Source organism: Achromobacter sp. 1012554356 (genome assembly GCF_059760815.1).
The window spans coordinates 12,235-23,993 of sequence record NZ_JCBANC010000016.1; the positions used below are offsets into that span (position 1 = coordinate 12,235).

Here is an 11,759-nt window from a genome sequence, read left to right on the forward strand (position 1 = left end):
CTGGCCCGCGTCCATGAAAAAAGCCAGGGTGAATGCCCTGGCTTTTTGTCGTTCATTCGCCCTTGGCCACCGGGCGGGCGGGATCGCTGCACCATTCGCTCCAGGATCCCGGATACAGCCGCGAGCCCGGCAGGCCGGCGATTTCCATCGACAGCAGGTTGTGGCAGGCGGTGATGCCCGATCCGCACTGATGGACGATGGACGCCGGATCGCGCCCAGCCAGAAGCGTGCCGAACTCCGCGCGCAGCGCGTCGGCTGACTTGAAGCGGCCGTCCGGCTGCAGGTTTTCACCATTCGGGCGGTTCAGCGCGCCGGGGATATGGCCGGCTACCGGGTCCATGGGTTCGACCTCGCCGCGATAGCGGTTGGCGGCGCGCGCGTCGATCACGGTGAAGGATGGCTGGGCAATGTTGGACAGCACGGTCTGGGCGTCCACCGTGCCGGCCAGCCGCGCGCCCGGTTCGACCGGATTACCCGGCTGCACGGCAGGCGCCGCGTCGAGGCTGACGGGCAGGCCCGCGGCCGTCCAGGCCTGCCAGCCGCCGTCCAGCACGGCAACCTGGTCATGGCCCAGCCACCGCAGCATCCACCACAGATGCGCCGCGTACATGCCGCCGCTGGCGTCGTACGCCACCACCAGCGTGCTGGGGGTCACGCCGTGCGCGGCCATCAGCGCGCCGAACTGGGCGCGGTCCGGCAGCGGATGGCGGCCGTTCTTGCCCGTGCGCGCGGCAGCCAGCTCGGTTTCGTGGTCCAGGTAACGGGCGCCGGGAATGTGGCCCGCGTCGTAGGCCTGGCGGCCCGCCGCATGGTTGGTCAGGTCGTGGCGGACGTCGAACACGCGCACGTCGGGGTTGTCCAGGCGCGCGGCCAGGTCGGCGGCGGAGATCAGGGTCGTCGTCATGCGAGGGGGCTCCTGTGAAATTCGGCGGATGCTGGCTTCAGACCGGTTTGGGATCGCGCATGGTGCGCCACACCGACAGCAGGCCCGCGAAGATAATGAGGCCCATGCCGGCCCAGGCCACGGCGTCCAGATGGTCGCCCCAGAAGCCCATGCCAATCAGCGCCGCAAAAATGATGGTGCTGTACTGCAGAGCGGCGGTCAGCAGCGCCGACCCCATGCCGAACGCCCGGGTCATGGCCAGTTGGCCAAACAGCCCCGCCACGCCGACGCCCAGCAGCGAAAGGTAACCGGTCCAGTCCGCATAGCCCCAGCCTTCGAACGCCAGTCCGGCGGCGCTGGACGCGCACACGGCGACCGAGAAGAACAGGACGGTGCGCCATTCGGGCTCGCCGATGCGGCCCAATTGGCGGATCTGCATCATCGCGATCGCGGACATGGCGCCCGCCCCCATGCCGAGCAGGGCGGCGAGCCACTGGTCTTCGTTGATGCTGGGCCGCAGCACGGCAATGACGCCCATGAACCCCAGCGCCACGGCCAGGATCCGCACCGGGTCGCGCTGCGCCCCGCCCCACCCCAGCATCCAACAGGCGATAAACAGCGGCGCCGTGTAGTTCAGGCTGGTGGCCGTGGCCAAAGGCAGGTGGGAGATGGCGAAAAAGCCCAGCCACATCGACGTGACGCCGGACAGATTGCGCCAGATGTGCAGCTTCCAGCTCGTGGGAATGATGGACTGGCGGCCGGCGCGCGCCCAGAGCAGCAGCAGGATCACCGACGGCAGGCCGCGAAAGAGCACGACCTGCGGCAGCGACGCGCCGTGTTCGGTGCCGAGCTTCACGAACGACCCCATGATGGCGAACATGGCGGACGCCACCAACATCCAAAGTGCCTGCATGCGGGTCTACGCTAAGGGAAAAGGGGGAAGGAATAAGGGAAAGCGATACTATACTCTCCGTCACCGGGAGCGGAGCCGGCGAGTCGGGGAACTGGCGAGGCCCCGCGATGTCGAAACCCGGTTATTTGCCGCTCGCAGAGGAATAAAAAAACATGAAACGCATTGTTCTGTTCGTCATTACCAACCTGGCCGTCATGCTCGTGCTGTCGGCCACGCTGCGCATCCTGGGCGTGGATCGTGTCATCACGGCCAACGGGATCAACTTCAACGCGCTCCTGATCTTCTCGGTCGTGGTCGGCTTCACCGGCGCCATCATCTCGCTCCTCATGAGCAAGCCCATGGCCAAGTGGAGCACCGGTGCGCAGGTGCTGGATCCCAACGCGCCCCGCAACCAGCGCGAAGCCTGGCTGGTCGACACGGTCCACCAACTGGCCGATCGCGCCGGCATCGGCCGCCCCGAAGTCGCCATCTACGAAGGCGCCCCCAACGCGTTCGCCACCGGCGCGTTCAAGAACGACTCGCTGGTCGCCGTGTCGACGGGCCTCTTGGAAAGCATGTCCGAAGAGGAAGTCGCAGCCGTGCTGGCGCACGAAGTCGCGCACATCGCCAACGGCGACATGGTCACCCTGACCCTGATCCAGGGCGTGGTGAACACCTTCGTCATTTTCCTGGCGCGCGTCGTCGGCTACTTCATCGACCGCGTCGTGTTCAAGAACGAACGCGGCATCGGCCCGGGGTACTTCGTCACGGTGCTGGTCTGTGAAATCATCTTCGGCGTCCTGGCTTCGATCATCGTGGCCTGGTTCTCGCGCCAGCGCGAATACCGCGCCGACGCCGGCTCGGCCCACCTGATGGGCGCCCGCGAACCGATGATCCGCGCTCTGGCCCGCCTGGGTGGCCTGGAACCGGGCGAACTGCCCAAGTCCTTCGAAGCGTCCGGCATCACCGGCAAGGGCGGCCTGGCCGCCATGTTCGCCTCGCACCCGCCGATCCCGGCCCGCATCGCCGCGCTGCAGAACGCCCGCGTGATCTGATCGGTCACCGGCCGCAAAAAAGCCCGCTTCGGCGGGCTTTTTTTGCGTGCTTATCTGACGCATTTGGCTGAATGGGTGTCTGACACCCTCTGAGATGTTGCGACAAGCCCGAGATCATCTCCCCAGGGTGTCAGACACCTTGTCACCGCAGCACGCCGCTCAGCACTCGACGATATTCACCGCCAAGCCGCCCCGCGCGGTTTCCTTGTACTTGGTCTTCATGTCGGCGCCGGTTTCGCGCATGGTCTTGATGACCGAGTCCAGCGACACGTAATGCTGGCCGTCGCCGCGCAGCGCCATGCGGGCGGCGTTGACGGCCTTGACCGATGCCATGGCGTTGCGCTCGATACAGGGGATCTGCACCAGTCCGCCGACCGGGTCGCAGGTCAGGCCCAGGTTGTGCTCCATGCCGATTTCGGCCGCGTTTTCCACCTGTTCCACGGACCCGCCCAGCGCCGCCGCCAGTCCGCCGGCCGCCATGGAACAGGCCACGCCGACTTCGCCCTGGCAGCCTACTTCCGCGCCGGACAGCGACGCGTTGTACTTGTACAGCAGCCCGATGGCAGCCGCGGTCAGCAGGAAGTCGCGCACGCCCTCACGATTGGCGCCCGGCACGAAACGATCGTAATAGTGCAGCACCGCCGGGATGATGCCCGCCGCGCCGTTGGTGGGCGCGGTGACCACGCGGCCGCCCGCAGCGTTTTCTTCGTTGACGGCCATCGCGTACAGGTTCACCCAATCCATGACGGAAAGCGGATCGGACAGCGTGCGCTCGGCGCGCTGCGTCAGGTTGCGGTACAGCTCAGGCGCACGGCGGCGCACGCGCAACGGGCCCGGAAGTTCGCCGTCCGCCTCGGGATAGTTGATGCCACAGCCGCGCGCCACGCAGTCCTGCATCACCTGCCAGATCCGGTCCAGGCCGGCGTTGACTTCCGAGGCTTCGCGCCAGGTCAGCTCGTTCTGCATCATGATCTGCGCGACGGTCATTCCGTTTTCCTGGCACATGGCCAGCAGCTCCCGCCCCATGCGGAACGGATACGGCAACTGGTCGTGCGCGGCGATGACCTGGCTGTTGGACGCGCCTGCGGTGACGACGAAGCCGCCGCCCACGGAGAGGTAGCGCGCCTCGCGCAGGCTCTGGCCGTCGGCGTCGAACGCATGGAATTTCATGCCGTTGGGATGTTCGGCCATAGCTTCGCGGCGATAGAACATCAGGTGTTCCTTTTCCACGAAGGGCAGCGGGTACTTGCCCAGCAGCGGCAATTGGCGGCTGGCGCGCACGGACGCGACCATGCCGGCGATGGCGGCCGGGTCGACCGTGTCGGGCGCCTCGCCCATCAGCCCCAGCAGCACGCCCTTGTCGGTGCCGTGTCCCTTGCCGGTGGCGCCCAGCGATCCGTACAGTTCGGCCCGCACGCTGGCGACGCGCGGAATCAGGCCGTCGCGCTCCAGGCCCTGGGCGAACAACAGCGCCGCCCGCATCGGACCCACCGTGTGTGAGCTCGACGGGCCGATGCCCACCTTGAACAGATCGAAAACAGAAACGGCCACGCCAAACCCCACGACATCCACAAATGATCAGGCAATGATACGCGCAGGCCCGCGCGCACGCAGTAATGCCCCGCCGGGCGTATCCTGTATCTTCGCGCCAGGTGTCAAAGCCCGCCGCGGCATGCGATCATTACAGAATTATTACTTGTCATAAAAAGAACGGAAAAACGCCTGGATGTCTGGACTCATTACCCTGCTTGACTTCGCCGGCTACGTGGCGCTGCTGCTCTGGGGCGTGCATATGGTGCAAACGGGCGTGCAACGCGCGTTTGGCGCCGCACTGGGCGCGGCACTGGGACGCGCCCTTGGCACACGGCTGCGGGCATTCTTCGCCGGCCTGGGCATCACGGCGGCGTTGCAGAGCAGCACCGCCACCGGCCTGATGATCACCGGCTTTGCCGCAGGCGGCGTCGTCGGATTGGTGCCCGCCCTGGCGGCCATGCTGGGCGCCAACGTCGGCACGACGTTGATCGTTCAGTTGCTGTCCTTTGACCTGACCGAACTGGCGCCGATCCTGATCCTGGCCGGCGTCTGGATGTTCCGGCGCTACCCGCCGGGCCGCACCCGCGACCTGGGCCGGGTCTTCATCGGCCTGGGCCTATTGCTGCTGTCGCTGCATCAGCTCGTCGAGCTTTTCGCCCCGTTCCAGACCGCGCCCATGCTGGGCATGATCCTGGACGCGCTGGCAACCCAGCCGGTCGCCGCAGTACTGCTGTCCGCGGCGTTCACCTGGGCAGCGCACTCCAGCGTGGCCGTGGTGGTGCTGGTGATGTCGCTGGCCAGCCACAACATGGTGGCGCCGCACGTGGCGTTTGCGCTGGTGCTGGGCGCCAACCTGGGCACGGCGATCAACCCGATGATCGAAGGCGTGACCGGCGACGATCCCGCCGCTCGCCGTCTGCCGCTGGGCAACCTGCTGACGCGGGTGCTGGGCGTGCTGGCCGGCCTGCTGCTGTTGCCGTTCCTGCAGCCCTGGATGAGCGACCTGGCGCGGGACCCCGCCCGCGCGGTCGCCAATTTCCACACCCTGTTCAATGCCGTCATCGCCCTGGCCTTCCTGCCGCTCCTGACTCCGTACGCCGCCCTCCTCACCCGCTGGCTGCCCAAGCGCGCCGACCCGAACGACCCGTCCCGGCCCCAATACCTGGACGAATGGGCGCACGACGTGCCGGCGGTCGCGCTGGGCAACGCCGCGCGCGAAGCCCTGCGGATGGCCGACATGCTGCAGACGCTGCTGCTCTACGCGCGGGCTGGCTTCAAGCGCGACAACCGCCACCGCATGGTGCAGGCGCGCCAGCTCGACGGCGCGCTGGACAAGCTGGAAAACGCCATCACGACATACCTGGCAACGCTCGATCAGGAAAACATGACCCGCGAGGACATCCAGCGGCTCGACGACATCCTGGCGTTCACCAGCAACATCGGCCATGCCGGCGATATCGCCCATCACGGGCTGCTCAGCCACGTCGCCAAGCTGCGTAAACAGGGATGGACGTTCTCGCCCGAGCAACGCGCCAGCCTGGACGACACCCTGGGCCAGCTCATCGCCAACCAGCGCACGGCCGCCGCGCTCTTCGTGAACGACGACCTGCGCCAGGCACGTTCGCTGGCCGGCGAAAAGGCGCGATTCCGCACGATCGAAACCCGGGCGGCCGACACGCACCTGCAGAAGATCAAATCGGGCGAAGTGGACGCGGCGGAAGTCGGCGCGCTGTACCTGGACATCCTGCGGGACATGAAGGGCATCAACTCGCATCTGGTGGGCGCGGCGGCGTATCCGCTCCTCGCACGCCACGGCGAGCTCCTGCCCAGCCGTTTGCGCGAAGCGGGGAATTGAGGGCCCCCACGCCGCACGCGCTCCGCGCGCTTGCTGCCCCCCGAGGGGGCGGCCCCGCCTTCGGGCGGCCGAGCGGCGGGGCGGCTGTTGACTGCCCCCACGCCGCACGCGCTCCGCGCGCTTGCTGCTCCAGGTGTCAGACACCCATTGAGACGCCCCTCCAAGTCGACGGCTATCTCCGCCGGGTGTCTGACACCGTCCCAAGCACGCCGGTGCATGAAAAAGCCGACCCTCGGGTCGGCTTACTTTTTCATGGGACACATCCGGTGAGCCAACCTGGTGGCTCACCCTTCCCCCCTCAGAGATACCGCTTGAACCACTCCAGCATCCGCGACCACCCATCCTTCGCGGCCTCGGGCTGATAACTGGCGCGGTAATCCGCCAGGAACGCATGGTCGGCTTCGGGATACACCACGATGTCGGACAGCTTCGCGGCGGCGTTGCCGGCGGCCAGCTTCGTCTTCATGGCTTCCACGTCAGAAAGCGGAATGCTGCCGTCGCGCCCGCCGTACAGGCCCAAAACGGGGCCGTGCAGCTCATTCGTCACATCCAGCGCCACGCGCTTGATGAGCGGTCCGTGGCCCACACTGAGCTTGCCGTACCAGGCCACGCCCGCCTTCACGTCGGGGTTGTGCGCGGCGTACATCCACGTCAGGCGCCCGCCCCAGCAGAAACCCGTCACCGCCACGCGGCGCGCGTCCCCGCCATTTGCGGCAGCCCACGCCACGCTGGCGTCCAGGTCGCCGAACACCTGTTCGTCCGGCACCTTGCTGACGAGTTCGGAAATGAGCTTCGGGATATCGGTGTAGGCCGAGGCGTCGCCCTGGCGCTGATACAGATCGCACGCGACGGCCAGATAGCCGGCCTTGGCGACCCGGCGGCAGATGTCCTTGATGTGCTCATGCACGCCGAAGATCTCCTGGATCACCAGCACGATCGGCAGATCGCGCTGCCCCTCGGGCGCCGCGTAATAGGCGCTAATCGGGCCGTCGGTGACGGGAAGCTGGAAATCTCCGTGGACGAGGCCCCGCGTGTCCGTGTGGATCACGGTGGGAGCGACATTGCCGGCGGCGGTGGAAAAACTCATGGAGAACTCCTTGGTTGGGGTCGACGAAAGCCGGCCATCCCCACCGCCTTGCCAGCGCTAGTGCTGGTGGCCGTGCTCCGCATGCGGCGCGCCATGGTCAGCGTGCCCGCCATGGTCGTGGCCGTGGTGCATCAGGGTCGTCACGCTATAGATCAGCGCCACGCCCACACCGACCAGCAGCAACTGCGGGACGGCATCGGACAGGGATACCCGCTCGTGCATCTGCGGCATCAGGTCGGCCACCGAGATATACAGGAAGCTGCTGGCGGCAACCACCAGAATGTACGGCGTCCAGTCCTGCGCCTGCTGCAGCACGAAGTAGCCTATTATGCCGCCGACCGCTGAACACAAGCTGGTAAAGAGAATCAGCGCGAACGCCCGGCGCCGGCGCAGGCCCGCGTTGATCAGAACGACGAAATCGCCCAGCTTGTGCGGTATCTCGTGGATGATGATCGACGCCGCCGTCAGCACGCCCAGCAGCGGGTCGGTAAGAAACGCCGCGGCGATCAGGACGCCGTCGCACAGGTTGTGCAGCGAACTGCCGATCAGGATGAGCATCCCGCCGCGCCCCGCCTCATGCCGGTCGTGCCCCTTGTGATGATGATGGCCGTCGCCTTCGTGGTGATGGCTGTGGCGCAGCAGCGCTATCTTTTCCAGCACGAAGAACCCGATCAGCGATGCCAGCATCAGCCCGAAGAGCACATGCGCGTTGCCGACGCCGGTTTCGAACGCTTCGGGCAGCAGGTGCAAAAGCGCGACCGACAGCAGCACGCCCACCGACAGGCTCACCATGTGATGCAGGTATTTGGCAAAGACCTTGTAAGCGAGCCAGCTCGCGATGAGGACAGCAATAAGGCCACCGGTGATGGTGGCGAGCAGGACCCAGAGCAGCAACATGGAGGGGGAGAAGATCAGGCGGGGGGAAGCGCAACATTATATTGTTGCAATCCAAAAACCGGAAATGGGCCGTCCGAAGACGGCCCCGGCGCCAATCTGTCCCTAGTGCGCCTGCTCCCAGTTCTTGCCGACGCCCACTTCCGCCACCAGCGGCACGCGCAGCGTCGCCACGTTGCACATCAGGCGCGGCAGGGCCTCCTTGACCAGCTCCAGCTCGTCGTCCGGCGCTTCCATCACCAGTTCGTCGTGCACCTGCATGATCATGCGGGTCTGCAGCTTTTCAGCGTCGAGCCAGTCCTGCACCGCCACCATGGCCATCTTGATCAGGTCGGCCGCCGTGCCCTGCATCGGCGCATTGATGGCCGCCCGTTCGGCGCCCTGCCTGCGCGGACCCGAGGCGCCGCGGATCTCCGGCAACTGCAGCCGACGTCCAAAGACGGTTTCCACGTAGCCCTGCTCGCGCGCCAGGCGCCGCGTGCCGTCCATGTACATGGCCACGCCGGGATAGCGCGCAAAGTAGCGGTCGATGTACGCCTGCGCGGCGTCGCGCGTGATGCCCAGGTTGGACGCCAGGCCAAACACGCCCATGCCGTAAATCAGGCCGAAGTTGATGGCCTTGGCGGCACGGCGCTGATCGGTGGTCACGGCGTCCAGCGGCACGCCGAACACTTCGGATGCGGTGGCCCGGTGGATGTCCTCGCCGGCTGCGAACGCGCTTTGCAGATTCGCGTCGTCCGATACGTGCGCCATGATGCGCAGCTCGATCTGCGAGTAGTCCGCGGACAGTAGCAGGCCGCGCTCGGCAATGAACGCCTCGCGCACGCGCCGCCCTGCCTCGGTGCGGACCGGAATGTTCTGCAGGTTGGGATCCGACGACGCCAGGCGTCCGGTGATGACGGCGGCCTGCGAATAGTGCGTGTGCACCCGCCCGGTCGCCGGATTGATCATGCGCGGCAGCTTGTCCGTGTAAGTCGACTTCAGCTTGGACAGCCCGCGGTAGTCCAGCAGCACCTGCGGCAGCGGATAGTCCAGCGCCAGCTTGCTCAGCACTTCCTCGTCCGTGGACGGCGCGCCGCTCGCGGTCTTGCGCACCACCGGCAGCTGCATGCGGCCAAACAGGATCTCGCCAAGCTGCTTGGGGGAATTCAGGTTGAACGGCTGGCCGGCCAGTTCGTAGGCCTTCTGCTCGAGTTGCAGCATCTCCTGGCCCAGCTTGTTGCTCTGGCGGCCCAGTTCCGCGGCATCGACCTTCACGCCGTTGCGTTCGATGGTGGTCAGCACGCCGGACACCTGCATTTCCAGGCGATAGATGCGCTCCAGCCCTTCGTCGGCGGCGACCATCGGACGCAGCACCTGATGCAGCTGCAGCGTGAAGTCGGCGTCTTCAGCCGCGTAATGCCCGGCCTTGTCCACTGCCACTTCGTCAAAGCCGATCTGCTTGGCGCCCTTGCCGCAGAGGTCTTCGTAGGACACGCCGCTGCGTCCCAGATAACGCTGCGCCAGATCGTTCAGGCCCACGCCGCGATGCGATTCCAGCACGTAGGCCTGCAGCATGGTGTCTTCGGCGGCGCCGGCCAGGCGGATGCCCTCGTTGGCGAACACATGCGTGTCGTATTTGGCATGGTGCAGCAGCTTGGCGCGCGCCGGGTCTTCCAGCCAGGGTTTCAAACGGGCCAGCACCTCGTCCTTGGGTAACTGGACCGCGCCATCCGGTCCGCGGTGCGCGACCGGGATGTAGCAGGCCACCCCGGGCGCCACCGACATCGACAAGCCCACCAGCCGGGCCTGCATCTCGTCCAGCGACGTCGTCTCGGTGTCCAGTGCGATCAGTGAGGCTTGCTGCATCAGTTCCATCCAGGCGTCGAACGCGGCCCAGTCGGAGATGATGCGGTAATCCAGCGTGGCGGGCGCGGCGGGCGCCTCGTGCGCGATGCGCGCATCGCCCGCGGGCACGCGCTCGACATCGCCGGTCAGGTCGCGCAGCCACGTGCGGAATCCGTAGCGTTCGTACAGTTCGGTCAGCGTGGCGTCGTCGCGCGGGCGCGGCGTCAGGTCGTCGACGTTGTCGATGTGGCCGGTCAGATCGCAATCGCACTTGACCGTAAGCAGCTGACGCGTCAACGGGAAATTGGGAATGGCTTCGCGCAGGTTGTTGCCGGCCACGCCCTTGATGCCGTCGGCGCCCTCGATCAGCTTGTCAATCGAGCCAAATTCCGTAATCCATTTGGCCGCCGTCTTGGGGCCGACCTTGGTGACGCCCGGCACGTTGTCGACCGTGTCGCCCACCAGCATCAGGTAGTCGACGATACGGTCAGGAGGCACGCCGAACTTGTTCACGACGCCGGCTTCGTCCAGGACCTCGCCGCTCATTGTGTTGACGAGCGTGACGTGGCCGTTGACCAGTTGCGCCAGGTCCTTGTCACCCGTAGAGACGATGGTGTGAACGTCGTGTTGCGCGGCACGATGTGCCAACGTGCCGATGACGTCATCCGCTTCGACGCCCTCGATCGCCAGCACCGGCCAACCCAGCGCACGCACCGCGCGGTGGATGGGATCGATTTGTGCTGCTAGATCCTCAGGCATAGGGGGACGGTGCGACTTGTATTCCGGATACAGATCGTCCCGAAACGTCTTGCCGCGAGCATCGAAGATACATGCGGCATACTCTGCCTTATGGTCAGATACAAGCTTGCGCAGCATATTGACCACGCCGTAAAGCGCACCAGTCGGTTCGCCTTGCGCGTTGCGCAAATCGGGCATAGCGTGGAAAGCGCGGTACAAGTAGCTTGAACCGTCGACCAGTAATAGTGTTTTTTTCATGGTTACAAAGGCAGATATGGATACACCCGCCGGCAAACAAATTCCGCTGATTATGTCAGAGATAAGGACGGCGGCAGACAAGCTCGCTCACATCGGGCCCGCAGTCAGCGTTTTCGGTAGCGCACGAGTCAGCCGTAATTCCCCGTACTATGAAACCACCATCGCGATCTCCGCGGCGCTGGCCGAAGCTGGCTTCGCAGTCATCGCGGGCGGCGGCCCCGGCATCATGGAAGCCGCCAATAAAGGTGCATTTGAAGCAGGAGGCACGAGCATCGGGTTGAACATCAGCCTGCCGCACGAAGCCCACAACAACGAATTCCAGACCATCAGCCTGTCCTTCGAATACTTTTTCCCTCGCAAGGCGGCGTTCTTCATGCACAGCTTCGCCTACGTGGCGATGCCCGGCGGCTTTGGCACGCTGGACGAGCTCTTCGAAGCGTTGACGCTCATCCAGACGGGCAAGGTCCCGCCGGCGCCGATCGTGCTGGTCGGCAGCGAATACTGGTCGGGACTGGCCGAATGGCTGGGCGATCAGGTGCTCGGCAATGGCATGATCGCCGCCCACGACCTGGACCTTTTCATCATCGAAGACGACCCCGTCAAGGTGGTGCGCAAGGTCGTGGAATTCCACGAACGGGTGATGTCCTCAGAACAGTACGCCCCTTCCCTGCCCGCCTGACACGGCGGCCGTGCTGCGGACAGCGGTTGCCCGCGCCTGCCCGCACGCACCGCGACTT

Annotated in this window: 9 protein-coding genes; 3 read left to right on the forward strand and 6 right to left on the reverse strand. The window is 65.9% G+C overall.

Translation table 11 applies throughout. The features are described from left to right. Positions 1-52 precede the first annotated feature (52 nt). Together AC6LJW_RS10315 and AC6LJW_RS10320 are read right to left on the reverse strand one after the other, a co-directional pair. Entirely contained in the window at positions 53-904 is an 852-nt protein-coding gene (locus AC6LJW_RS10315) for a sulfurtransferase (RefSeq protein ID WP_056567458.1), read from the reverse strand. A gap of 37 nt (positions 905-941) precedes the next feature. Then, a complete protein-coding gene (locus AC6LJW_RS10320) occupies positions 942-1,796 on the reverse strand; it encodes a DMT family transporter (protein WP_056567461.1) in 855 nt (284 codons plus the stop codon). A gap of 152 nt (positions 1,797-1,948) precedes the next feature. Here AC6LJW_RS10320 and htpX point away from each other — a divergent pair, with 152 nt between their 5' ends. After that, positions 1,949-2,830, forward strand: coding sequence for a protease HtpX (htpX, locus tag AC6LJW_RS10325; RefSeq protein ID WP_056567464.1), 882 nt, complete (start codon positions 1,949-1,951; stop codon positions 2,828-2,830). A 159-nt stretch (positions 2,831-2,989) separates the two neighbouring features. On the opposite strand, the gene AC6LJW_RS10330 is transcribed toward htpX, so the two are convergent. Continuing rightward, entirely contained in the window at positions 2,990-4,381 is a 1,392-nt protein-coding gene (locus AC6LJW_RS10330; protein WP_056569404.1) for an L-serine ammonia-lyase, read from the reverse strand. 175 nt (positions 4,382-4,556) lie between these two features. Between AC6LJW_RS10330 and AC6LJW_RS10335 the strand changes: the two genes are divergently transcribed. Continuing rightward, entirely contained in the window at positions 4,557-6,218 is a 1,662-nt protein-coding gene (locus AC6LJW_RS10335; RefSeq protein ID WP_056567466.1) for a Na/Pi cotransporter family protein, read from the forward strand. A gap of 298 nt (positions 6,219-6,516) precedes the next feature. Here AC6LJW_RS10335 and AC6LJW_RS10340 read toward each other — a convergent pair whose 3' ends face one another. The 3 genes from AC6LJW_RS10340 to polA form a co-directional block, all read right to left on the reverse strand. Beyond that, positions 6,517-7,305 (reverse strand): dienelactone hydrolase family protein, encoded by a 789-nt coding sequence (locus tag AC6LJW_RS10340; RefSeq protein ID WP_498087203.1) that lies wholly within the window; start codon positions 7,303-7,305, stop codon positions 6,517-6,519. Positions 7,306-7,362: 57 nt separating this feature from the next. Further along, a complete protein-coding gene (locus AC6LJW_RS10345) occupies positions 7,363-8,202 on the reverse strand; it encodes a ZIP family metal transporter (protein WP_056567477.1) in 840 nt (279 codons plus the stop codon). 102 nt (positions 8,203-8,304) lie between these two features. Next, a complete protein-coding gene (gene polA, locus AC6LJW_RS10350) occupies positions 8,305-11,022 on the reverse strand; it encodes a DNA polymerase I (protein ID WP_498087204.1) in 2,718 nt (905 codons plus the stop codon). Between the two features lie 16 nt (positions 11,023-11,038). Between polA and AC6LJW_RS10355 the strand changes: the two genes are divergently transcribed. After that, the gene (locus AC6LJW_RS10355; RefSeq protein WP_498087205.1) at positions 11,039-11,701 is read left to right on the forward strand and encodes an LOG family protein; all 663 of its coding nucleotides are present in this window, start codon (positions 11,039-11,041) and stop codon (positions 11,699-11,701) included. Positions 11,702-11,759: the final 58 nt, after the last annotated feature.

Bases quoted from the DNA above. Each gene is read 5' to 3' on its own strand.
- AC6LJW_RS10315 (WP_056567458.1), bottom strand. From the start codon at position 904: ATGACGACGACCCTGATCTCCGCCGCCGACCTGGCCGCGCGCCTGGAC.
- AC6LJW_RS10320 (WP_056567461.1), bottom strand. From the start codon at position 1,796: ATGCAGGCACTTTGGATGTTGGTGGCGTCCGCCATGTTCGCCATCATG.
- htpX (WP_056567464.1), top strand. From the start codon at position 1,949: ATGAAACGCATTGTTCTGTTCGTCATTACCAACCTGGCCGTCATGCTC.
- AC6LJW_RS10335 (WP_056567466.1), top strand. From the start codon at position 4,557: ATGTCTGGACTCATTACCCTGCTTGACTTCGCCGGCTACGTGGCGCTG.
- AC6LJW_RS10340 (WP_498087203.1), bottom strand. From the start codon at position 7,305: ATGAGTTTTTCCACCGCCGCCGGCAATGTCGCTCCCACCGTGATCCAC.
- AC6LJW_RS10345 (WP_056567477.1), bottom strand. From the start codon at position 8,202: ATGTTGCTGCTCTGGGTCCTGCTCGCCACCATCACCGGTGGCCTTATT.
- polA (WP_498087204.1), bottom strand. From the start codon at position 11,022: ATGAAAAAAACACTATTACTGGTCGACGGTTCAAGCTACTTGTACCGC.
- AC6LJW_RS10355 (WP_498087205.1), top strand. From the start codon at position 11,039: ATGGATACACCCGCCGGCAAACAAATTCCGCTGATTATGTCAGAGATA.